The sequence below is a fragment of the Streptococcus rupicaprae genome (assembly GCF_040545225.1).
In the GTDB taxonomy this organism is placed as follows: Bacteria; Bacillota; Bacilli; order Lactobacillales; family Streptococcaceae; genus Streptococcus; species Streptococcus rupicaprae.
The window spans coordinates 16,598-38,809 of the sequence record NZ_JBEPLO010000024.1 but is presented as its reverse complement, the minus strand read 5'-3'; the positions used below and the strand labels follow the sequence as shown (position 1 = coordinate 38,809).

At 42.5% G+C, this 22,212-nt stretch carries 22 protein-coding genes and 2 pseudogenes; 3 read left to right on the top strand and 21 right to left on the bottom strand.

Annotated elements, in window-relative coordinates; translation table 11 throughout:
* Both ABID29_RS09745 and ABID29_RS09740 read right to left on the bottom strand, forming a co-directional pair.
* Positions 1 to 5,555: isopeptide-forming domain-containing fimbrial protein (locus ABID29_RS09745; RefSeq protein ID WP_354365959.1), on the bottom strand; the 5,555-nt coding region annotated here is incomplete at its 3' end.
* A 113-nt stretch (positions 5,556 to 5,668) separates the two neighbouring features.
* Entirely contained in the window at positions 5,669 to 6,253 is a 585-nt protein-coding gene (locus ABID29_RS09740) for a TlpA family protein disulfide reductase (RefSeq protein WP_354365958.1), read from the bottom strand.
* A gap of 203 nt (positions 6,254 to 6,456) precedes the next feature.
* On the opposite strand from ABID29_RS09740, the pseudogene ABID29_RS09735 reads away from it, so the two are divergent.
* Positions 6,457 to 6,636 (top strand): annotated as a pseudogene (locus ABID29_RS09735) (TetR/AcrR family transcriptional regulator); the annotation flags it as partial.
* A 48-nt stretch (positions 6,637 to 6,684) separates the two neighbouring features.
* Positions 6,685 to 7,011, top strand: a complete 327-nt coding sequence (locus tag ABID29_RS09730; protein WP_354365960.1) for a TetR-like C-terminal domain-containing protein — start codon at positions 6,685 to 6,687, stop codon at positions 7,009 to 7,011.
* Positions 7,012 to 7,256: 245 nt separating this feature from the next.
* On the opposite strand, the gene ABID29_RS09725 is transcribed toward ABID29_RS09730, so the two are convergent.
* From ABID29_RS09725 to ABID29_RS09710, 4 genes and pseudogenes are all read right to left on the bottom strand, one after another.
* Positions 7,257 to 7,919 (bottom strand): CPBP family intramembrane glutamic endopeptidase, encoded by a 663-nt coding sequence (locus tag ABID29_RS09725; protein ID WP_354365957.1) that lies wholly within the window; start codon positions 7,917 to 7,919, stop codon positions 7,257 to 7,259.
* A gap of 920 nt (positions 7,920 to 8,839) precedes the next feature.
* Positions 8,840 to 9,229: pseudogene (locus tag ABID29_RS09720) on the bottom strand (tyrosine-type recombinase/integrase); the annotation flags it as partial.
* A 1-nt stretch (position 9,230) separates the two neighbouring features.
* On the bottom strand, positions 9,231 to 9,569 hold the full coding sequence (gene cadX, locus ABID29_RS09715) for a Cd(II)/Zn(II)-sensing metalloregulatory transcriptional regulator CadX (RefSeq protein ID WP_000711091.1): 339 nt from the start codon (positions 9,567 to 9,569) through the stop codon (positions 9,231 to 9,233).
* A gap of 11 nt (positions 9,570 to 9,580) precedes the next feature.
* The gene (locus tag ABID29_RS09710; protein ID WP_354365956.1) at positions 9,581 to 10,195 is read right to left on the bottom strand and encodes a CadD family cadmium resistance transporter; all 615 of its coding nucleotides are present in this window, start codon (positions 10,193 to 10,195) and stop codon (positions 9,581 to 9,583) included.
* Between the two features lie 28 nt (positions 10,196 to 10,223).
* Here ABID29_RS09710 and ABID29_RS09705 point away from each other — a divergent pair, with 28 nt between their 5' ends.
* Positions 10,224 to 10,448, top strand: a complete 225-nt coding sequence (locus tag ABID29_RS09705) for a FanG protein (protein WP_072353678.1) — start codon at positions 10,224 to 10,226, stop codon at positions 10,446 to 10,448.
* A 39-nt stretch (positions 10,449 to 10,487) separates the two neighbouring features.
* Here the strand turns inward: ABID29_RS09705 and rpmG are convergent, their stop codons facing one another.
* The 15 genes from rpmG to ABID29_RS09630 form a co-directional block, all read right to left on the bottom strand.
* A complete protein-coding gene (gene rpmG, locus ABID29_RS09700; RefSeq protein ID WP_002262412.1) occupies positions 10,488 to 10,637 on the bottom strand; it encodes a 50S ribosomal protein L33 in 150 nt (49 codons plus the stop codon).
* A 14-nt stretch (positions 10,638 to 10,651) separates the two neighbouring features.
* Positions 10,652 to 10,828, bottom strand: a complete 177-nt coding sequence (rpmF, locus tag ABID29_RS09695; protein ID WP_168549608.1) for a 50S ribosomal protein L32 — start codon at positions 10,826 to 10,828, stop codon at positions 10,652 to 10,654.
* 102 nt (positions 10,829 to 10,930) lie between these two features.
* Entirely contained in the window at positions 10,931 to 12,064 is a 1,134-nt protein-coding gene (locus tag ABID29_RS09690) for an AI-2E family transporter (RefSeq protein ID WP_354365955.1), read from the bottom strand.
* Complete coding sequence (locus ABID29_RS09685) at positions 12,048 to 13,358, bottom strand: MATE family efflux transporter (protein WP_354365954.1); 1,311 nt, start codon at positions 13,356 to 13,358, stop codon at positions 12,048 to 12,050. Before ABID29_RS09685 ends, ABID29_RS09690 begins: the two co-directional genes overlap by 17 nt.
* 3 nt (positions 13,359 to 13,361) lie before the next feature.
* Positions 13,362 to 14,864 carry a threonine synthase gene (thrC, locus tag ABID29_RS09680; protein ID WP_354365953.1) on the bottom strand — a complete coding sequence of 501 codons (1,503 nt, stop codon included), beginning with the start codon at positions 14,862 to 14,864 and terminating at the stop codon, positions 13,362 to 13,364.
* A 732-nt stretch (positions 14,865 to 15,596) separates the two neighbouring features.
* Complete coding sequence (locus ABID29_RS09675; RefSeq protein WP_354365952.1) at positions 15,597 to 15,959, bottom strand: PH domain-containing protein; 363 nt, start codon at positions 15,957 to 15,959, stop codon at positions 15,597 to 15,599.
* Between the two features lie 168 nt (positions 15,960 to 16,127).
* Positions 16,128 to 16,583, bottom strand: coding sequence for a pyridoxamine 5'-phosphate oxidase family protein (locus ABID29_RS09670; RefSeq protein WP_354365951.1), 456 nt, complete (start codon positions 16,581 to 16,583; stop codon positions 16,128 to 16,130).
* Between the two features lie 256 nt (positions 16,584 to 16,839).
* Positions 16,840 to 18,123, bottom strand: coding sequence for a trigger factor (gene tig, locus ABID29_RS09665; protein WP_354365950.1), 1,284 nt, complete (start codon positions 18,121 to 18,123; stop codon positions 16,840 to 16,842).
* A gap of 209 nt (positions 18,124 to 18,332) precedes the next feature.
* Positions 18,333 to 19,220 (bottom strand): diacylglycerol/lipid kinase family protein, encoded by an 888-nt coding sequence (locus ABID29_RS09660; RefSeq protein ID WP_354365949.1) that lies wholly within the window; start codon positions 19,218 to 19,220, stop codon positions 18,333 to 18,335.
* Between the two features lie 254 nt (positions 19,221 to 19,474).
* A complete protein-coding gene (locus ABID29_RS09655; protein WP_354365948.1) occupies positions 19,475 to 20,179 on the bottom strand; it encodes a type II CAAX endopeptidase family protein in 705 nt (234 codons plus the stop codon).
* A gap of 55 nt (positions 20,180 to 20,234) precedes the next feature.
* Entirely contained in the window at positions 20,235 to 20,582 is a 348-nt protein-coding gene (locus tag ABID29_RS09650; RefSeq protein WP_354365947.1) for a hypothetical protein, read from the bottom strand.
* Positions 20,583 to 20,584: 2 nt separating this feature from the next.
* Positions 20,585 to 21,106, bottom strand: coding sequence for a DUF3278 domain-containing protein (locus tag ABID29_RS09645; RefSeq protein ID WP_354365946.1), 522 nt, complete (start codon positions 21,104 to 21,106; stop codon positions 20,585 to 20,587).
* Positions 21,107 to 21,117: 11 nt separating this feature from the next.
* On the bottom strand, positions 21,118 to 21,471 hold the full coding sequence (locus ABID29_RS09640; protein WP_354365945.1) for a hypothetical protein: 354 nt from the start codon (positions 21,469 to 21,471) through the stop codon (positions 21,118 to 21,120).
* A gap of 14 nt (positions 21,472 to 21,485) precedes the next feature.
* Positions 21,486 to 21,677 carry a hypothetical protein gene (locus ABID29_RS09635; protein ID WP_354365944.1) on the bottom strand — a complete coding sequence of 64 codons (192 nt, stop codon included), beginning with the start codon at positions 21,675 to 21,677 and terminating at the stop codon, positions 21,486 to 21,488.
* Positions 21,674 to 22,210, bottom strand: coding sequence for a DUF3278 domain-containing protein (locus ABID29_RS09630; RefSeq protein WP_354365943.1), 537 nt, complete (start codon positions 22,208 to 22,210; stop codon positions 21,674 to 21,676). Before ABID29_RS09630 ends, ABID29_RS09635 begins: the two co-directional genes overlap by 4 nt.
* Between the last annotated feature and the right edge of the window lie 2 nt (positions 22,211 to 22,212).

The window sequence follows — 22,212 nt, the reverse complement described above, 5'->3', positions numbered from 1 at the left end:
TCCTTGATGGTCGCAGTCACTTTCTGACCATCAACCTTAACATCGAAGTACTTAGCAGCCTCGCCAGCCATCTTAGCTGACTTCGCTTCCAAGTCCTCATCAAGCGTATCCGCAATCACATAGGACTTGTATTTGGCAATGTTGCCAGGAACGACTGTCTTGATGTTGTAGTTGTAGTCTTTCTGGTTCTCGATATCCAGCGTATCAAGAGTGTCATTGATCTTCTTCGTCAATGGTGGTGGCGTTACCGTTACCGGAGGAGTATCCTTCGTGCTATCCGGTGTGCCTTCAACGTGGGATTTGTTTTGGTAAGTAATCGTCGCTGTGTTAGGGATCTTAGCTGTGGTCACACCTGGTTTGATGTGGGCTGTAATCACCAACTCAACGGTCTTACCTGACAAGGCCTTAGCTGCCTGAATATCCTTCATTGTCGCAGTCACGTTTTGACCATCAACCGCAACGTCGAAGAACTGATCAGCTTCCCCAAGAACATTGGCACCAATAACTGCAATCTCACCGTTCACTTCGTCGCTGATCACAAACTTCTTATAGGAAGCAATATCAACTGGAAGGGTCGCTTTGATATTGTATGTGTATGGTGCTTCGTTGAGGGTATCAAGGTGCTCAAGTGTACCGTTGATCTTCTTCTCAACTGTTGGATCTTCACCTGGTGGTGGTGTTACTGTAACTGGCGGAGTCTTAGGCGTATCTGTTGGAGTGCCTGGTTTTCCATCAGTGGTTGGCTTAGTTGAGGTGATGAAGGTATCGTTAGGAATCTTCTCATCTGTCTCGCCAGCCTTGATTTCAGCTTTAATGCGAATGTTAATTACGCCGCTGAGTGGCAAGTTCTTAATCTGATCAGCTTTAGCAGTGATACGGACTTTATTGTTATCCGCTTCTGTCGTTGTGAACTTGTCGGCGTGCTCGCCAAGCACAGTCACACCTTTCACATTCAAGCGTGAGTCCACATCATCCTTGATCACGAATTCTGTGTACTTCTGAATGTCGTTTGGAAGGGTTACCTTGATATCGTACTCATATTCTGTGGCTGTAGCGATATTACGATGGTCTACCAACTGGTCACCATCTACAATCTTCTTCTCAATGGTTGGAGGAGTTGATGGTGGTGGTGTTACTGTAACTGGCGGAGTCTTAGGCGTATCTGTTGGAGTGCCTGGTTTTCCATCAGTGGTTGGCTTAGTTGAGGTGATGAAGGTATCGTTAGGAATCTTCTCATCTGTCTCGCCAGCCTTGATTTCAGCTTTAATGCGAATGTTAATTACGCCGCTGAGTGGCAAGTTCTTAATCTGATCAGCTTTAGCAGTGATACGGACTTTATTGTTATCCGCTTCTGTCGTTGTGAACTTGTCGGCGTGCTCGCCAAGCACAGTCACACCTTTCACATTCAAGCGTGAGTCCACATCATCCTTGATCACGAATTCTGTGTACTTCTGAATATCGTTTGGAAGGGTTACCTTGATATCGTACTCATATTCTGTGGCTGTAGCGATATCAAGGTGGTTTACCAACTGGTCACCATCTACAATCTTCTTCTCAATGGTTGGAGGAGTTGATGGTGGTGGTGTTACGGTCACCGGTGGAGTCTTAGGCGTATCTGTTGGAGTGCCTGGTTTTCCATCAGTGGTTGGCTTAGTTGAGGTGATGAAGGTATCGTTAGGAATCTTCTCATCTGTCTCGCCAGCCTTGATTTCAGCTTTGATGCGAATGTTAATTACGCCGCTGAGTGGCAAGTTCTTGATTTGATCAGCTTTAGCAGTGATACGGACTTTATTGTTATCCGCTTCTGTCGTTGTGAACTTGTCGGCGTGCTCGCCAAGCACAGTCACACCTTTCACATTCAAGCGTGAGTCCACATCATCCTTGATCACGAATTCTGTGTACTTCTGAATATCGTTTGGAAGGGTTACCTTGATATCGTACTCATATTCTGTGGCTGTAGCGATATCAAGGTGGTTTACCAACTGGTCACCATCTACAATTTTCTTCTCAATGGTTGGAGGAGTCGATGGCGGTGGTGTTACGGTCACTGGATTCGTTTCTTTTTCACCTTTGACATCTTTACTGTTTGTATAGATAATTTTTGCTGTATTCGGAATGTTAGGTGTCGTTTCGCCTTTATTGATTTTCGCAGGGATGATCAACTCGACTTGGCGACCTCCATAGAGCTCTCCTAACTTCTTAAAGTCCTTAACAGTCGCTGTCACTGTCTGACCGCTTTGCTCAATCTCAAAGAATGATGATAACCCATCCGCCATGAAAGCTTGTTCATCTGGATAGAAGGACAACTTATCATCCAGCGTATCTGAAATCACAAAGGACTTATAATCTGCAAGATCCGTCGGAAGCGTTACCTTAACACTGTAATCGTAATGTTTTTCCGTTTCAATGTCCAAATGATCAAGCTCTTGTTCACCTTGCTTGATCTTCTTAGATGGTGTTGGAGGGGTTACAGTAACTGGATTAGATTCTTTTTCTTTGTCCTCTCCCTTACTGTTTGTAAAGTCAATTGTCGCCTTATTCTCAATGGTCAGGCCGGTTACACCTTTTTTCACCTTAGTCGGAATAACCAACTCAACCGTAGACAGTTTAGCAACATCAGCAAACTTGCCATCCTTGACAGTTGCTGTCACGACCTGCTTGTCTACTTTAATATCAAATAATTCTGCAACACCTTTTTCTTTAAAGGTAACTTCTCCATCAACAACCAAATTGTTATCTAGGATATCCTTGATGACAAACTTCTTATAAGAAGCCAAATCATTTGGAATGGTTGTTACGATATTATAAGTGTAAGGAAGGTCGTCAAACGTGGTTAAGCTTTCAAGGCTACCATTGATGGTCTTCTTGATTTCTGGATCCGTCGGTTTTGGTGGCGTAACGGTTACCTTGTTAGAAGTAATTGGATCGTTTCCGTTCAATTGAACAGTCGCCGTGTTCGGAATCTTAATGACACCATCTTTAGTATGTTTAGCGAGGTTCGCATTTTCACGAATCTTAGCCTTGAAGGTGATCACAATATTCTTCAGTTCCTTAGACTCGGTACCATCAAATACAAGGAGATTGGTGTCATCCAAGGTTTGCTTGTCCAAGTCAAGGCTGAGGGTTTGACCAGAAATAGTAGCTTCCAAGCCATGGTCATCAACACCCTTGCCACCGATAATAACTTCTGCGCTACCTTCAACAATCTCAAGCTCATCAACAACAGTATCCTTAATTGAGAACGAATCAACCAGACCTGGCCATGGGGAGGTCAAGGTATAGGTGAACTCTTCGTTTGGTGTTTTAAGGTCTTCATGTTCTTTATTGTTAACCTTCTTGTCGATTTTTGTCGCAACGGGAGGTTTAACATAAACGGCATTGGAACGACGCATAGTGCTCTTACCTGGCGGTCTAGCAGCGTGATCCTCTTCATTAGGTGTCTCCCCACCATTCCACATGATGGAAGCTTGGTTGAGGGCACCGTTACCACTGTTGGCTTGAAGGAGAAGGTCATAGACATCTGTCCCTTGCTCTTGGTACTCTTCTTTAAGTTTAACTTCAACCACCAAACGGGCTTGTTTGAAGACAAGACCATCATATGGTCCCTTGTCTTCTGCCTTGGTCCCTGGAGTCTTAGGAATCACTGCATAAACAACCGTACGATCATTGCCAGCGGCGTCTTGTTGGGTCATCGTTTTGACCTGGTAACCTGAAAGCGTGTTGCCGGTTGCTGGGTCTAAAACTCGTGGGGTACCAACAACTTCCAAGCGATAGTCCAGCGGGTCTACCAACATGGCGTTTTCTTCCCATTCATATGGAGAGTTGTTGTAGCGGTAAAGTATGGTGTAAGTGAAGGTCTCACCAGACTCAGTCAAGTCAGCTCCGTAAGATTTCTTCTTAGACAACTTGAGTGGATCATCCATGACACCGCGGTCGTTCAAAGGATCCTTATCCGCAATCTGTTTGGTTGCTGATGGGTAACAGTAGAGGATTTCTTCTACTTCAACTGAAGTAGGTTGCTTATTACCAATCTCAGCTGTTTCGTATTCGCCAACCTTAAACTTACCAGTCAGCTGTGGAACCGTAATTTTTTCCGTCTTAGGAATATAATCATCAGATGGATCAACCTCATCGTCCTCTGATACATTCTCAGAGGCTGTTGTACGGCTGAGGTCGTAATCAAATTTGTTGTCTCCTGGATTAAAGATACTTTCCGGAACAGAGATAGTAACATCCGTTCCAACTTGTGTAATCTTACCTAGAACCTGGGTCTTTTCGTCAGTTACTTTCTCAACGACAGTCTTACCATTGATACGAACAGCATCAACTGTATAACCCTCAGTAACTTTAAAGTTGCCATCAACATTCTCTTTGACTAAAGCTTGTCCAACGGCCTTCAATATTTTTTGGGCAAAAGCACTAGGATCTCTCTGCTCATTTACATAGTACTTGGAAGGATCTGTAGATACTGATTGCAGAGCACTATGGAAAACAGATTGAACTGATCGATTATCCCCAGTGTTAACCCCAGTATCTCTGAAACCGTTAAGATATGCCGTACCATACTGAGATCCAGTTGTGAACCCTGAAACCTGTTCCCAGAAACCAACAACAACCGCACCATCATTTTTCGAGTTGCCATCATTGCTGATAACAAGGCTATTTAGCTTTCTTCCAGCTTCTTCAAGCTCCTTAGCACGTGCTAAATAATTTTGGGAAGCTTCAGGTATATACTGGCTGGCCAAGTCTACTCCTTGCGAAACAAAATAAGGTTGTAATACCTGATCCCTATATTTACTTCTCTCAAGAACAACCCTACCATCTTTTCGAACACCATTAGCTACTCCGTCTGTAACTAATAAGAAGACCGTCTTACGGTTATTCTTCATTTCCCCTTTGATTTTATTGTAAGCGTCGATTGTATCGTCAATCGCAGGGACAGTTGGTGTTCCTCCGTTAGTTTTAAAGGACCCAATAGCCGCATCAATCGCTGCTTTACTTGTTAAAAGCTGACTTGATTTGAACTGATAGACTAAATCGCGATTCTCTTGTATAGTCGTTGATGAATGAACAGTAAAGTTACTATCACTTGGATAGGTGTTATAACTATTTCCATACCAATCATATGCTTGTCGCGGCTGATCATATGAATATGTTCCATCAAGCCCTTGGAAAGTGTTGATCATGACCCTATCAGTCGTCTCAGCATCTCCTGTAAAGACTAAACGAGGGTTGTTCTCATCATAGTCCTTAAGTGCAACAGGCGTAGTCAACTCTTTCAAAGCAGCCTGCACATGATGTATAGTATCTTTGAACGACCCTGATGTATCTTGAAGGATAACCAAGTCAATCGGTTGTCTCGGTAATTTCCATTCAACACGCTCGGTCTTCTCAATGATCCGTTTACAGCCCTCTCGGGTGATGGTCGGCTGACCTGCCGTGACCACAGGGTCAACAGCGTTAGCCGCAACGGAGTAGAGAGAAACCAAAGCTAGCGGCAGTGCTAGACCGAAGGTCACCAGCATGCCTAGAAAGTTTAAAAGCTTTCGCTTCATAAAATTCTCCTAAAAATTTAGTTTAGTTTGCCAATCAAAAACTTCTATAGTACACATATATATGATACAGCTATCCATGCGATTGCATATATATATATATATATATATATATATTATAGAAGGCTTTCAATCAGCTCTTTGAGTTGATCAGCTTTCAGCTGGTGGCTGAAAATCTGTCTGATTCCCTGCTCTTTGTCCACAAAGTAAGTCGAAGGGATATACCTTACTTTGAGAGCGTTGGCCGCCGCTTCTCCCTCATCGAAATAGTAGGGAAAAGTAAAACCTTGCTCCTTGATGTAAGCCTGGGCCTGCTCCTTGGTCTCGCGTTTACCATCGGTCAAGTTAATCATGACAAAGTGAACCCTGTCCTGATACTCTTCGTAAACCTTTTGGATTTCTGGCAGATGCTCGTGGCAGTCTGGACACCAACTGGCCCAATCAACAATCACCATAGGTTTATCATAAAAGTCCTTGATTGAAACGTCTTTGCCATCAAGATTTTGGATGGTAAATTCTGGTAGTTGCTGATTCAACAGCTCCATTGTTTTGGGATCTTGGCTTGATGCAGTCGTCTGCTCAGTTGCTTCCTGCTGTGAAGGCGGGGGTTGCAACTGTTTGTACAAAAAACTAAAGCCAGAGATACCGATGATAAATACACAAATTGCTGAGATAACCCACCATTTGTGTGACTTCTCCATAAGCAGTCCTCCTTATCTCTTGATCATAGCGCCTAAAATCCCTAAGCAGGAAATCTTACGACACCTACAATGGCCCTTACCCAAGAGTCTAACTCATTTAAGAGCACACTATCTCAGGAGAATTGTAACATTTTTGCAACAAACCAAGTGGACAAATAAAAGCTTTATGTCCAGCTTTTTAAAAAAAATTATGATATCCTTAGTTGACTTTAATAATTTATACGTATGAGGTTTTACTTTTGTTATCTCCGATTGAGCAACGAATTGTTAGGGCCCTGAGTCATCTTTTGCTGACTCGTTCGTTTCAATCTCTGACAATCATTGATATTTGTAAGGAGGCATGCATTAGTAGAACCTCTTTCTATAAACTATTTACTTCTAAGGAAGATATATTTCCTACCTTAACTGATATCGTCTTTACCAATCTTTCTATGATACTGGCAGAAGACTTGACCTTCCAAGAGCAGGTCCTCCACAAAGCCTTTGAAGATATAAAAAGCAACTACCAAACTTGGCAGTTACTAATGGAGTATGGGGATCTCTCTCCTCTCTTTAAACTATTCATCAAGGACACCGTTACTTACTCAGACATTGATCTAATGAATCAATTAGCCCGCCATTACTCAGTGTCCGAAAAGTTCTCCAGTGATATCTACGTTTCCACCATACACTCTGTGCTATTGACCTGGATCAGAGGAGGCTGCCAGGAATCTCCTAAAGAGATTACCAAGATTCTCTTAGATTCTGTTCCCTTCTAAAACTCTGACTATAGTCGTCTTAAGAAAGGTGTTACAGAGCTTCAAGAACAGATTCTACCTGTGAGCGGAACCAATTCCAAAACCTATCATCAAACCCCTAGGCAATAGCTCTACTGCCTAGGGGTTTTCAGTTTCAATATTTCAAGTACTCTTTAACCATTTAAAGCCGGGACTAATATGAGGAACAGTCCACCTTATTAAACAAAGCATATCAGTCTCCCAAATTTTTTAAATAAACTCCCCAATCACGGCATAATACTCAAACTCAGCATGAGGGCAACACTATTCCAGAGCATATGACCAGCGATAGCCATCTCTAAGCGCCCTGTCTTGTACCGCAACCAGGCAAAGACCAGGCCCATGCCTCCATAGATGATCCAGGCTCCTAGATGCCCAGGGACATGCAGCCAAGCAAAGAAAAGACTTCCGATTAGCAAACCCAGCCTCGGATAGCGTGGGAAAAGGAGCTCCGGCACTGCTGCTCGGCAGAGAATCTCCTCAATAATCGGTGCAGCTACGCCAGCCAGCATAAAGGTCAAAAAGACAGGAATTTGTGTAAACAAGCCCTCTAAAGTCTCTTGGTTTGCCATTTCCGTCACGCCTTGAAGTTGCATAACCATTGCCCCAAGAAACGAGGCGCCATAAACTAAGGGATAAGACAAAAGTAAGAGCTTCAAGTGTTGAGGGCGGACCCACTGGAAAGATAGACTGAGCCATCCCTTGAAATGTGCGTATACTATAGCCCCCCAGCATGTGGCCAGAATAAGACTAGCAAGCATGAGAGTTTGTAACAAGGAAAATCCACTGCCCAATTCAATCTGTAACATCACCAATAGGCCTCCAACCTGTGACAGTACAAACAGAGCAAAACAGATCCCTATCCCTTTTAACTTTTCAACAATAAACACCTTTTGTCTCCTTCTTTCATCAGTTCCTTCTATTATAGCATAAACTGGTAAGGGGGACCACGTGACAAAGGCTCTTGTTTATGATAGCATCAAAGAGCTTAAAAACGTGAAGAACTCAAACGTTCTCCTTCCATTTTTAATATCACACTTCTTCTCCTTTTTTAGTTCAGTGTAGAACGCTTTATAATTTCTGTCTAGTTTAGTGTAACTGATTCAATTTCCTGCCGATAATTTCAAAGTTATTGACTTTAAAGTCATATGAAGCATAAATAAGTTTGCTCAAAACGAATCTATTTTTAAAAAATAAAAGAAATTCTTGAAATCAGTCCCTCTTTTGTATATAATCATAGTGACATTATATATAGTGTCACTATGACGAGATGCATCATGGGCAAAGAAAAAGAGTTGCAAAAAATAAAAAACAATCCCAAATCTGTTACCCCTGAGCGTTTAGAATCTCTGTGTAAAAAATATCCTTTGATATTTTACCAATCAAGACCTCAATAGTCAAATCTAAAGTGCGCAATATCAAAACCAGTCCTCGCTATGCATGGACTGGTTTCTTATTTGGATTATTAGCTAAAGTAAAATACGATAAAAATTGACCAAACTGATGTGTACCTAATGACAAGCGAGGTGGTGTGAGAGGCACTAGAGATATTTCTCCGGTCGATTTGGTAATGTATTTCTTTTGTTATCAAAAAAGGTAGAGATTAAATTTCAATATATTGCAATACATTGAGTTTGGCAAAACAAAAAACCGCTTAAAATAGGCGGTTTTTGCTGTTTATTGACACGTATTGAATGTCTACTTCACCTCAGTGAAGGTTAAGTATTATCTATTTTAGCTGTTAGAAACGTTTATAAATCGACGTTTTTGTAATGTTCCTTAGTAAAAGGTAGAGTGAATGGTAGAGTAGTTATTGCGTTAGTTCAGCAATTTTATCAAGATAAATACCCACAGCTTCTAACTTTCGTTGTGGTGCTAATTCAGCGTAAGTATCCATTGTGGTTGAAATTGATTTATGTCCCATTCTGACTTGGAATTCTTTCCAGTTTGTGCCAGCATTGAGCAACATTGAAGCATGAGTGTGTCGGAATAAATGGAAACCATAATCTGGTAATCCTAGACCAGCTAATCTTTTCTTGAGAGTTGTTCGCTCGTTTCTATCACACATATAGTTTCCGTATATTGTTGGGAAAATCAATTTTGTTTCAGGTCTATTGTGTAATTTAAGATACTCGTTCATTTCATTGTGAAAATCTCGAAGTTCTTCAAGTATAGACAAAGGAACTGGAATAGAGCGATTGTTATCCTAGTTGATTAAAAAAATCTCTGATTTCCTCATCTTTTATAAAATAATATATAATTTTCCCCTCTCTTCTAGTGTCCAAGATGTTTTGATTGGCTAGTTTACGAAGATGGTGGGAGGCAGATGCCATACTGAGATTTAGTAAACAGGCTATATCGCAGACACAGAGTTCTTCAACAGCAAGGAGATAAAAGATGATATTTATCTGTTTATTATCGGTAAACTTTGATAAAATGCGAAGTGATTTTTGGACTTTCTCCTTTTCAAGGTAGTTCGTTGCGGTTGTAACATTTTGTTGATTTATAACATTCACTTGGCAGATACTATCTTTTTTCATAATATTTTCTCCTAGCCTAACACAGTCCATAACATGTCAAAACTGTTGTTTTCAATCAGGATATATATCCCCAATCCTAAATAAACAACGGCAATAAACCATTTGCTATATTTTTCCAAAGTTTCTCCAACAGAAGGGATTTGTGCCAATTTTTGGGCAGAAAAAACCAAGAGATAAATCATGACTAGAAAGGTAAGTAAAGCCACTATCAAATTCGCTAAATTTAAGGTAGTAAAATATGGGACAAAGACACCAATATTGTCAGCACCACAACTTGCAAAAGTAATCATAGCGACTAGAAAAATCAGGTTTTTATTATCTTTGCGCAAACCTTCTTTGGCAATAGCTTCTCCATCAGAATCTCCTAAAAGCAAAACTTTGAGGCCTAGGAGAATTGGAATCAAACCGAGCAAACCTAAAATCTCTTTACTAGGAACATAATCTAAGACAAATGCAAAAAGCAAACTTAGCAATATTAGACTAACAGAGCCTAGAAATTGTCCTAAATAGATGTTAATGATGTCTTTTTTGCTTTTTCTTTTGGCAAAAAATAACATTAGGATAATAAGTAAGTCTACGGCTGTCCCAGAATACAGGATTATTGAAGTAACAACATTTTGAATCATAAAATACCTCATTCAAATATATTTTTGAATGTATTTTAACATTAAACTTTGTAGATGTCAACTTCAGCTCCACCAAAATATAGATAAGAAGTTAGTGTACCAAATATTAAAAAGCCCTGCCATAGAAATGATAGCAGGGCTTAACTTCAATATCCAAATGATATATTCATCTAAAAAAGGTAGAGTAAAAGGTAGAGTTCTTATTGATTTATATTGCAATGTAATGAACTTCAAAAATTCAAAAATCGCTTAAAATCAATGTTTTGACGTCCAATGACGTGTAGTGAACCCCTTACTTAACCTCAGTGAAAATCACGTGCTTACGCAATTTTGGTGAGTATTTTTTCAATTGAAGACGGTCTGGGGTGTTACGCTTGTTTTTTGAAGTCAAGTACAAACGCTCACCAGATTCTTTGTGTTCAAGTGTGATATTAACGCGCATCTGTCTCTCCCTTCTTATTCGCCAGCTTTAGCTACTTTACGTCCTTTGTAGTATCCTTTCAAAGATACACGGTGTGAACGTGAGTAATCACCAGTTACTTCGTCAAATTTTACAGTTGGTGCTGTCAATTTGTAGTGAGTGCGACGTTTGTTTTTCTTCGCTTTTGATGTGCGACGTGCAGGTACTGCCATTAGTCTGTTTCCTCCAAATAATAGTCTTTGATTTTCATCAACTTCACTATGATAACATATCTTTGTTGTAAAGTAAAGTTACTTGACAACTTTTTTTTATTTTTATCCAATCGCTCTATTTTCAGCTTCTCTTCGTTGGACATCTTGTTTAATCAATTTATAACAAGAAGCTAGGAAGGGCACCGCCACCAACATGCCAAAGATCCCACCAAGGGCACCGCCGACGGTGATTGCTAAGATGACCCACATTCCCGGAAGTCCGACGGAATTGCCAACAACTCTAGGATAAATAAGGTTACCTTCAAATTGCTGAAGAATAACGATAAAGGCAAGGAACCACATGGCTTGGCTGAAGGACTGCGTCATGATGAGGATCACTCCCACCGTCACCCCAATATAAGCCCCTACAACTGGAATCATGGCTGAAAAGCCAACCAAAATACTTACTGTTGACGCATAGGGAAAATTAAAGATCAGCATCCCAACAAAAGTCAGCGTCCCCAGGATAATAGCTTCTGTCGTCTGACCGATAAAAAAGCTTCGGAAAGACTGATGGAAGATTTGGCGTACATTTTCAAATGGTGCAACTAATTTGGGGAAATAAGTTGCCAAAAGACGGTGAAATTGGAGACCTAACTCTTCCTTACTAGCAAGCACATATAAGGAAAAAATCCAAGCCATAAAGATATTGAGTAAGGTCGAAAAAATATCCGTCACAGAATTGAGAAGTCCCAGCAAGAAGGTTCCTAAGCCATTTAAAATTTGAGTCGTATATTCATTAATTTGTCGACTCAACTCATCCGAAGCATCACTTCCAAAGTACTGGTTCAATGTCTTATTGAGCCATTTATTTTCCTGGATACTTTGGACCAAATTTTGAATCGCTCTCGGCGCCAAGGCAATCAGTCCTTGAATGCTTTCAACCAGTTCCGGAATCACAATTCCTAGTAAAATTAATAAGAGAATCAAGAAAGTCGCATAGGCTAGAACTAAACTCACAGGTCGAGCCAATCTTTGACTAAACTTACTTCGAAACAATCTCCTATAAGCCCTCTCATACCCAGACATCAGAATGTTGACCACATAGGCCAACATAGCCCCTCCGATAAAGGGAAGCGAGGCTCTCCAAATCGTCTTTAAAATTTGCTCGGCAAAGGCCCAGTAACGAAAGACGGCCAGAATAATAGCCAAGACAACTACCAAGGTCAAGAGCCATCGTCTATCTAGTTTTAACAAAAGCATTTCTCCTTTTCAATCGATAGAGGTAGGTCAAATAGCCCCACCTAAAAGCATTATCAATAATTGTTGCTAACAGGACTGACCATAAGCCTGCCTGAAAGAAATAAATCAAAAACAGACTGAGGCCTACTCGAAGGAGCCACATTCCAAAGGCTGTCGCATAAAAAGGCTTTTCGGCTCGTCCCAATCCCTGCCAGAAGGCTGTCATCAGTAGGGTGCCTGCTGTAAAAGGCGTTCCCAAGAGCGAAGCCACAATCACCTCCGAACCAGAATTCGCCACCTCCAAATCCTTGGTATAAAGGAGCAGTAGCCAAGGACTGGTGACAAAAACCGCCACAGCCAAGGCAAGCATCAAGCCACAACTGATAACATAGGCTTCCTTGAGAAGACGATCCAGAGCTTTTGACTCTTCTTGTAGGCTGGCCGTCAAGATAACCGTAGCCACCGCCACACTGAGACCAGGAAGGTAATTAAACTGTGTCAAAGCCTCACCGATGGCATATCCCGCAAGGACTGAAGTTCCCAAGGCAGAAATCAAGCCAATAACCACCAGGTCTCCCAACCGCATCATCAAGCGTTCTCCTGCTGCCGGAAAAACCTGGAGAAAGAGGCCCTTGTCAACTTTGGGAAGGAGACTTGGTTTTACAGGTAATTGAAACCAGAGCCAAATAACACCCAGTCCACGCGCCAGAACTGTTCCCAAGGCAACTCCTGTCACTTCCCATTTTAGGACATATACCCCAACCATGGATAAGATGATATTGAAGAGGTTAACCATAAAACTCGCTACCATAGGAAGTCTCGTTTTCCCAAAGATCCGCAACATGGCACTGAGCGTTATCATCAAGCCCAAGAAAAGAAAGCTACCACCAACAGTAGCCAGATAAAGATAGCCCTTTTGGAGAACATGGCTCTCAGCTCCAAGAAATTCTAAGAGGCCCTGTCCTCCAAACAGGCAAATTGTCCCAAAGAGTCCTCCAAGACCTACCGTGAGAGTCAGCGAGGCTTGCATGGCGCTTTTTAGACTTTCACTGTTCTGAAATTTTTGCTTAGCAAGAGTAGCTGATACAACTGCCCCAAGGGCTATGAACACTGCTTGAAAGACGGCCAAGACGTTGCTCGCCAGGGCCAAACCTGAGACGACGGCGACTCCTAATTGAGCGATAAGATAGGTGTCTACCAGCCCCATAAGACTTTGCAAAATATTTTCCACTAGAACCGGCAAAGCTAGTGAGAGAATTTTACGATGGTAGCGTATGGGCTGAAAAGGACTAGGTTTCCTAAAAATCACTCCTTATCTCTTTTCAGCCGTCAAACCGAGGTAGCGTTCTACCGCACCCTGCATATCGGCTACTTCTACTACCGTCTCGTGTCTAACAGGCGCAACTTCCAAACCATAAACCGCCCGTGGAAGTTCTACACCTGACAGATGTTGTAACTCTCCTAAAGCCTCAAAATCCGTCAAACCAGTTTGGCCTGTCAGGGCTTCAACAGCCACGACTGGGAATTTGTAAGGACTGGCCGTTGACGCTAGAACGGTTGGTGTCTTGTCCCCGCTCTCTTCAACATAGGCCTGGTAGACAGCCGATGCCACTGCTGTGTGAGGATCCTGGACATAGCCTGTCGCGTCAAAGAGACGCTTGATTTCTTGCGCAGTTTCAGCCTCTGTAGCATAACCTGCTTCAAAGAGAGCCAAGATAGCTTCATCGATAACATCCAAGCTATAGTGGCCATCCTGATTGAGCCCCTGCATCAAAGCTGCTGTCTGCTCTGCTGAATTGCCAACCAAGTGGAAAATCAAGCGCTCCAAGTTGGAGGAAACCAAGATATCCATAGATGGCGATGTCGTCACTTTGAACTCCCGTTGCTTATCGTAAGTTTTGGTCTTGAAAAAGTCCGTCAGCACCTTGTTTTCGTTCGAAGCACAGATTAATTTCTTGACAGGAAGGCCGATTTGCTGAGCATAGTAGGCCGCCAAGATATTGCCGAAGTTACCTGTCGGCACTACAATGTTGATCAAGTCACCTGTAGCAATTTCCCCTGCCTTGACCAGCTGGGCATAAGCATAGACGTAGTAGACAATCTGGGGCACCAGACGGCCAATGTTCATGGAATTGGCAGATGAGAACTGGTAACCCGCTTCAGACAAACGCTCCCGCAAGTCAGCATCATTGAACATGGCTTTGACCTGAGTCTGAGCGTCATCAAAATTCCCTTCGATTGCCACAACATGCGTATTGTCCCCTGTTTGGGTGGTCATTTGAAGCTCTTGGACCTTGCTGACACCATTGCGCGGGTAAAAGACGATAATCTCGGTTCCCGGAACATCTTCAAAACCAGCCATCGCAGCCTTACCAGTATCCCCTGAGGTCGCTGTTAAGATAACAATTTTCTTCTCCAAGCCGTGCTTTCTAGCAGCTGTTGTCATCAAGTGAGGCAAGATTGACAAAGCCATGTCCTTAAAGGCAATGGTTGCACCATGGAAAAGCTCTAAATGGTACTGGTGATCCGATAGCTTGACCATAGGAGCAATCGCTGGCACATCAAATTTCTGATCATAAGCTGACGCGATACAGTGGTCCAGTTCCTCGCTCGTAAAATCGTCCAAGAAAGCTGATAAGATCAACTTAGCTACCTCTTGGTAAGAAGCTGACTTGAGCACCTCGAAATCAAGTTTAACCTGAGGGAGATTGATCGGTGTGAAGAGACCGCCATCAGTTGACAAGCCTTGCAAAATCGCTTGACTAGCCGTTGCTGTCAACTTGGCATCCCGTGTTGATTGATAGGTTATCGTCATAAATCATCCTCTAAAAAATCTTTTTTATTATTTTACCACAATTTTTTCAGGAAGGGTAAGCTTTCAATCGCTCTGTCGCATTTTTGCGACTTATCTGATATAGTTTTTCCACTTGAAAAATATGGAGTACGAGCAATAGCGAGCAAAAGCGATACTGACGCCGTAGCAGTTCAACTGTCCAGTGGACAGTTGAAGCTCCGAGTCTAGAAATGACAAAGTGAGGAGGGCTCAAAATTTAGCAATGAAACACTACTTGCTTTCCAAAACAGTCTAACCCCAGACTGTTTTGCCTAAGGTCCGTGCTACTTACTCAAACGGTCTGGGGTTAGACCGTTTGAGGTCTAAGCCTAGAAATAAGAAAGCTCAGAGAAGTATGAGAAAAGAAAATTGTTTTCTTAAACGATAATACTCATTCAAAATCAAAAATAGAAGGGTAAAGGGTTCGTTTACTTGATCTTAGCATGTCTAGCCTTACTGTCACCACGTTTTCTAGTTCTATAGAACGCTTCTCTAACAGTCCCGTGAACTACTGAAGCGGTTTTTATCTAATTGCGACGTTTGGAAATCAAGCAATACTGTTTTATTTGAGAATCAGTCGGTAATGCACTAAATTATCTATTTCTGAATTTTATTTAGTATAAAAAGTGCTTTTTGAAGTGGAATGACTATAAAAAGAAAGATTGAAGACTTATCTTAAAGAGACATGACCTTCAATCTTTTTAGTAATTTAACTCAAACAATGAGGCTGGATAAGAGAGCTTCAAACTTTTGCAAATCAATTTCTTTTTTGAGATTGATCTTCATCCGGCCAACCTGTGTCCATAATGCCACATCTGCGCCGAAGTCTAAAATTGTGCCATTCTTCTCCGTTGACCACATCTGGATAGCCCTGTAAGGCAAGACATAGGTCTCCACTTTCTTTGGAGCTAGAGGCGGTGCATCTCTGACAATCAAACGCTTATCCGTAAAAATAGCAATATCCTTGGTTGTCTTATAAACCGCAACAATATCTTCATCTGGTCTCAATAGTTTGATTGCATTTTCTGGCGCATAAGTCTCCTTGGTAAAGGTCCAGGCTACTGCTAAATCAATCATGGCATACTCCCTAATATCTTTTGTCGTCTCTATTATATCAAATCTTTTAGGGTTTGCCTATGCCCAATGCGGTCTCTAGTGACTGAATTCATCGGATTGTCGGGCTATAGAAGGCAACCCCACCGATTTCAAGCACCAAAAAATCCCAAACACCCCTCTATAAAGCTATTAAACAATTGTCCTGCTGGTCGGAGACTGCTCGTCCCCGATGGAAAAGACATATTTATGCCCTTGGGTCAAGCTATGGTAAAACCCTTTTCCTTCATAAAGTTGGAAAACCTGAACATCCTGTTGCTCCTGCGCTGTCGGATAAACATAAGACACATAAGGATTGTCTTTTAAGAGATCATGAAGCAAATCTGGGCCGACAGGCCTTACTCGTCCCTCGATCCGAATGACTTGAATGAGGTAGTCCTCTTGTGCCATTGCTGTCACTGCTACTTGGCCTGTATCCATCATTTGCTGGTGGAAATGAGTACTTGGCCCCGTCATAAAAAAGACCCCTTGTTCATTGGCCACACCCACATGAATGTGTCTGGCATGTGGCAAACCGTCCTTGTCAACTGTCGCAAAGACAGCCACCTTCATCTCCTCTAAAATTTCCATGATTTCTTTGACTTCCATAAACCTTCTCCTTTTGGAATCGTTTTCTTTATTATAACAAAACTCGAGGCATTTGAGAAGTCGTTCACAACAGATTCCTACTCTCTTGAAGCTAGGCATAGGCTGATAAAACTACAATCTATGCTCTTATAACTGTTCTGCTTAATCAGGCTTCTCAAAAGGAATAGGCATTGTAAGGCCCCTAATTCTGTCCGTGCAATTAAAAAAAGATTGAAGTAAGAATCTCTTGGGACTCTTTCTTCAATCTTAGTAATTTTTATTTTACCTTAGCAGTGCTTGTGATCGCTTCAACAGCCTTCTTAACAGCGATGTCATGTTTAAGCATGTCTTCTGAAAGCAGGCTACGCACTTGCTCAACTGGGATATTGTAGTCAGTTGAAAGGTTTTGAATTTCGTTTTCGATATCCTCATCCGTAGCTTCAAACCCTTCTGCCTTGGCAATAGCTTCAATAACAAGGTTGGTTTTCACGCGCTTGTCTGCATCTGCTTCATGTTGCTTATGAAGGTCATCGCGAGTAGTGCCAGTGATTTGGAAGTACATTTCTGGTGAGATGCCTTGACGTTGCATGTTGCCGAGGAATTCATTCATGGCACGGTGAACTTCTTCGTGAACCATTTCTTCTGGAAGGTCAACGATTTCAGCATTTTCAACTGCAAGTTCGATCGCAGCTGCTTCGACAGCATCCGTGTAAGCCTCTTCCTTGCTAGCTTCCAATTCCTTGCGGTACTTAGCCTTCAACTCATCCAAAGTGTCTACTTCTTCATCCAAGTCTTTAGCCAACTCATCGTCCAAGTCTGGAATTTCTTTTGTCTTCACTTCATGGATAGTTGTTACAAAGACAGCATCTTTACCAGCCAAGTCTGCCGCTTGGTAATCTTCTGGGAAGGTCACTTCAACGTTGACTGTTTCACCAGCTTCGTGCCCAACCAATTGATCTTCAAAACCTGGGATGAATTGACCTGAACCAAGCTCAAGTGAGTAGTTGTCACCCTTGCCACCGTCAAATTCTTCACCGTCAACAGAACCTACGAAGTCAATAACCACTGTGTCGCCTTCTTCAGCCTTGCCTTCTTTGATAGCAAGTTCTGCCAAGTTGTTACGCTCACGGTCAAGACGAGCATCAACTTCTTCGTCAGTCACTTCTTTTGAAGCTTCTACAGCCACTTCAAGGTTTTTGTAGTCGCCCAATTTTACTTCAGGTTTTGTCACAACTTCAGCTGTGATGGTCCAGTCTTGGCCTTTTTCCATAGACAGAACATCGATTTTTGGTTGCGCAACCACTTCGATGCCTGCTTCCTTTACAGCAGCTTCATAAGCATCTGGCAAGAGGTTATTCAAAGCATCTTGGTAAAGCGCTTCTTCACCAAAACGTTGGTTGAAGATAGGACGTGGCAAGTGTCCCTTACGGAAACCTGGCACAGCAAGGTCTTTCTTAATCTTGTTGAAAACTTTTGTCAACTCTGGTTGGATATCCGCTTGGGCGATAGTGAAGGTCAAAACGCCGCGGTTTGTCTCTTTTGTTTCGAATGATACAGACATGATGTCTCTCCTTAAGTTTTTTTACATACCCTACAATTTTACCACAAGACTAGGATTTTTCAAAGGTTTTTGCTGACTTTTCCCAAATTTCTGGTCGGAACCACTTTGCTTGCTAAGACTTTCTAAAATCTCCCGAAAAATCGCCTCAGTTATCATAAGGTAGCTAACGACTTGTTAGCAAGAATAAATTTACTACCTTTCCATATTGCCTAGTAATAGACATCCAGGTGCGACGGCAGTACACTGATCGTCACTGGTAGGCAATCTCCTTCATCTCCGTCCACATTGATACTGAGCCGGATGCTTGGGTCAAGCAATTCTACCTTGAGTTCTTTAACGGTCATGTACTCAATCTTCTCACTAGAGCCGCTATTGCCAGAAAGCAGTTCTGGCACAGCAACCAAGGTATCCAAGAGAGTCTGATCTTTGAGGTAGATCAGGTGGAGTAGGCCATCGTTCACTTCGGCTTCTGGCAAGATGCTTTCAAAGCCACCGATAGTATTGGAGGAACCGATCAGTAAAGTGCTACTCTGAACTTCTCGAACTTCCCCGTCAATAGTTAAACGGAACTCATGGAAGTTGGTCTCTGTCAACTGCTTAAATCCTGAAATAAAGTAAGCTAGCTTGCCCCACTTGGTTTTCTGCTCAGGATCGACGTTGTTGATCGACTCTGGGATGGTTCCTATAGCCACAACGTTCATGAAATACTGGTCATTGACCTTGCCGATATCCAGAGGTTTAACTTTTGTTAAGTCCAACTGGTGGATGGCCTCCTCAGGATCCAGTGACATGCCCAGCGCACGCGCCAGATCATTGACCGTCCCCAGAGGAAAGAAGCCGAAGGTCGGCCGATAATCCTGCTCCGCAAGGCCACTGATTCCTTCATTAACTGTGCCGTCTCCTCCCATGACAAAGACACTGTCATAACGTTCCCTGGCTGCTTGTCTAGCAAATGCTATCGCATCGCCGGCCTTTTCTGTATACTTGACCACGACATCATCAAATAAGCTGGCTAATTTCTCCTTGGCTTGTCCTTCAAAGGCTTTGGCCTTCTCTCCACCAGCACTTGGATTGACTATCAATAACACCTTGGACATTGCGAACCTCCCTTGTTACACTTAAACTCCCTTGCCCTTTTTGGCAATACTGCGCTATTTTTCCAAAATAGATATAGCGCTTACATCCTTTTTATTCATTATAGCACAGATAGACTTGTGCGTCTAGAACAAGGCTATTTTCTAAATTTGAGGCACTTGAAGTCGATCCAAACAGACTTAACCTGTACCTCCTCACAGCCATCAGAAAAAAAGTCCCTGAAAATTATTTTACAATTTCCAAAGACTTTTCTATCTTATTGCCACACCAAAAGGATGTAATTGATGATGGACAAGATAACCATCAAGCTATTATTGAGAATATGCACTGCTATGGCATCCTTGATATTGCCCCTGCGCGCATAGGCCAGATAGAACAAGGCCCCCAGTGGGAAATAGACGATAAATTCTACAGGATGCGCGATGTGAAGCAGGGCAAAGATGGCTGACGAAAGAATCAAAGGCAGCCATTTGCTGGCGCGATTGGCGAAGAAATACTTGGTGAAAAAGCCACGGAAAACCAACTCCTCTAAGATCGGGGCAAAAAGGCCGATCGCTACATGGAAAGCTACGAAGTAAAGAACAAACATAGAACGTACCTGACCTACTGTCGCCGTCAAAGCCGCATCGTTAGCCGAAGTAGCTGTTCCCAGCAAAAGTTGGAACACGATGGCTCCCACTATAGCGATTACCCGTGTTCCCAAAAAGAACAGCAGGGCGATGCCAAGGTCCTTCCAGCCAAATTTCTGTGCCCTGACCTCAGGACTTTCATAGGTTTTATAGCGCTTGTAAACTAGACAGATCACTAGGCTGGCTAAGATCAGATAGCCGATGCTTAAAAACCATTGAAGGCCAACAGGGGTACTAGCTTGATTCCCAATCATGAACATAGGACTGAGGTTGATGACCAAAATCAGGGCAATCAAACCGATAAATTTTGCGCTGTTTTTTACTGTTTTCATAAATTATTTCCTTTCAATACAAGCTAAAGTCGTTAAAACAAGTCACTTTCTAAGGCTATTGTTGGGGCAATCGTCTCAATAACGTCTCAGGGAGGATTGCCATGATCAGTAAACCTAAGACAAAGAGCCATTGGTAGCTGGGAGATAAGCCTCGAGCAATCTTTACGGCCATGACCATTGCCAAAGTCAGACTCACAAGGCGCACCATCCTCAAACGGTACTTGCCCCAGAAAGTCGTCAAGAGAGGAAGAGCTTGGACCAGCCAAAAAACCACTAAGGGAAAGAATGACAAGGGCTCTTCATCAGCAATGCAACTGTATAGGCATAACCCATACCAAAAACTATAGAGTATGCCTAAACAGAGAAAATCAGATTTCCCAAAATAATCATTGCGCTTCTTCATATCTAGTCTCTTCTTTTCATGCGGGATTTGATGATAAGATGGATGAAACCACCGAAGAGAATACCCTGAAGCACTGCAACAATCAAGGTGCGCCAGTTAGTCAACACCGCAAGAAAGGGCTCCTGATCGATCAGCCACTGAAGAAGCCCCTGCATCAGATACATCCCTGTTCCAAAAGCGAGGCCGGCTTTCAATCCTACATAAGAGAGTTTCTTGAGCTCCTTCTCACTAAGTTCTTCTTTTTCAAAGTATGAGACACCAGCCTTTTTCCCCTTAAGAACAATGTAGAAACTGAGTAACAAGATGACTACCGTCAGAATGATCGGATAGAGCAGAGCAACCTGCTCCGGGTAATGATAAGCAGCCAAAATGGCCAAAAAATTCCCAAGTACCAAAACATAAAAGAGGACGATAAACCCAATATTACCAATACGATCCACCTCGTGGCGCTTGTACTCATCCAGAGGTCCTGTGATACCGTAAAAGCGTTTGATCAGTTTGTCGGTAAAAGGTTCTTTGTTCATACGAAAACTCCTTATTCTTTATGGTTAGAATCGGTTGGACTCGGGTACTTCACGAAGCTCAAAAGAAAGATCAGTCCAGCAAAGATATAAAAGACAGGGCGGGCAAAACCTGCATAGACTTGTACCGCGGTTACTAGGGCTAATTCGATGCTAACCAGTCGCATGGCCCAGACCTGGTACTTGGTACGGTTTACCTGGGACAGTGAGACGGTTTGAATCATCCAAAAGAGATAGAGAGGCATGATAATGAGATCCTCCTTTGCGATTAGAAAGCTGTAAAGATAAAGGAGAGTTAAGAGGCTGTAGCCGATGGCAAAGGTGATGAACCCCTTTTTACTGCGGGTCAAGTGTCCTAATTTGCTCATAGGGAAGCTCCTTTTTACTGCTTATACTTTTTGACGACATGTGGCATGACAGTTGCCATAAAGACACCAAAGAAAAGGGTACTAAAGAGTCTTTGGTAGGTCAAGAAATTGCTCAAGTCGCCCTCAGTCGTGACTTCGATAATAACGCTGATAGGCAGGTAGATGAGGAGATAAGTCAAGGTACGAATAAAAAAGTTGTGTTTCATGTCTCGTCTCCTTCTTCAATCAGACTAATTTTCTTGAGGTTGTCTTTCAGCTGTACCAAGAAAGCAATCGGAGTCATGATAGCCATTGCACCTGGAGCAGCGATTTTAAAGAAAATATCGGCACTGGTGCCATCTTCTTGGGGAATGCCCATCCTCCACATAGCGATGATCGTTAGAAGCATAACCCCTATGATGATAAGCGTTTGCCAGAGAGTCCGTTTGAACATGGTTTTCTTTGCTGCTTTCATTTGGTCTTGTTCGACTTCAAGCTTATCTAGTCCCAAACGTCTAATGAGTTTAACCTGGGCATTAAATGGGATAAAGACTCCTAGTAGGGCCAGTATATCCCAGATGTCAGCCAGTGCAAACAATTCCAGCAGGAAACCCACTAATACCAAACTATAGAGGAACATAAACATGTGGTTGCCGAATTTATTGATCTCTGCCATGCTGTATTCGTCCAGCTCCCCATTGATGCCATAAAAACGGCGAAGAAAAAAGTGGTAAAAGTTGTTTTTATCAAAGTGTTTCATCC

Bases quoted from the DNA above. Each gene is read 5' to 3' on its own strand.
- ABID29_RS09635 (WP_354365944.1), bottom strand. From the start codon at position 21,677: ATGAAACACAACTTTTTTATTCGTACCTTGACTTATCTCCTCATCTAC.
- tig (WP_354365950.1), bottom strand. From the start codon at position 18,123: ATGTCTGTATCATTCGAAACAAAAGAGACAAACCGCGGCGTTTTGACC.
- ABID29_RS09670 (WP_354365951.1), bottom strand. From the start codon at position 16,583: ATGGAAGTCAAAGAAATCATGGAAATTTTAGAGGAGATGAAGGTGGCT.
- ABID29_RS09705 (WP_072353678.1), top strand. From the start codon at position 10,224: ATGTATTTTAACATTAAACTTTGTAGATGTCAACTTCAGCTCCACCAA.
- rpmG (WP_002262412.1), bottom strand. From the start codon at position 10,637: ATGCGCGTTAATATCACACTTGAACACAAAGAATCTGGTGAGCGTTTG.
- cadX (WP_000711091.1), bottom strand. From the start codon at position 9,569: ATGAAAAAAGATAGTATCTGCCAAGTGAATGTTATAAATCAACAAAAT.
- ABID29_RS09710 (WP_354365956.1), bottom strand. From the start codon at position 10,195: ATGATTCAAAATGTTGTTACTTCAATAATCCTGTATTCTGGGACAGCC.
- ABID29_RS09645 (WP_354365946.1), bottom strand. From the start codon at position 21,106: ATGAACAAAGAACCTTTTACCGACAAACTGATCAAACGCTTTTACGGT.
- ABID29_RS09740 (WP_354365958.1), bottom strand. From the start codon at position 6,253: ATGGAGAAGTCACACAAATGGTGGGTTATCTCAGCAATTTGTGTATTT.
- ABID29_RS09650 (WP_354365947.1), bottom strand. From the start codon at position 20,582: ATGAAGAAGCGCAATGATTATTTTGGGAAATCTGATTTTCTCTGTTTA.
- ABID29_RS09655 (WP_354365948.1), bottom strand. From the start codon at position 20,179: ATGAAAACAGTAAAAAACAGCGCAAAATTTATCGGTTTGATTGCCCTG.
- ABID29_RS09660 (WP_354365949.1), bottom strand. From the start codon at position 19,220: ATGTCCAAGGTGTTATTGATAGTCAATCCAAGTGCTGGTGGAGAGAAG.
- ABID29_RS09730 (WP_354365960.1), top strand. From the start codon at position 6,685: ATGATACTGGCAGAAGACTTGACCTTCCAAGAGCAGGTCCTCCACAAA.
- ABID29_RS09675 (WP_354365952.1), bottom strand. From the start codon at position 15,959: ATGATTGATTTAGCAGTAGCCTGGACCTTTACCAAGGAGACTTATGCG.
- ABID29_RS09640 (WP_354365945.1), bottom strand. From the start codon at position 21,471: ATGAGCAAATTAGGACACTTGACCCGCAGTAAAAAGGGGTTCATCACC.
- thrC (WP_354365953.1), bottom strand. From the start codon at position 14,864: ATGACGATAACCTATCAATCAACACGGGATGCCAAGTTGACAGCAACG.
- rpmF (WP_168549608.1), bottom strand. From the start codon at position 10,828: ATGGCAGTACCTGCACGTCGCACATCAAAAGCGAAGAAAAACAAACGT.
- ABID29_RS09630 (WP_354365943.1), bottom strand. From the start codon at position 22,210: ATGAAACACTTTGATAAAAACAACTTTTACCACTTTTTTCTTCGCCGT.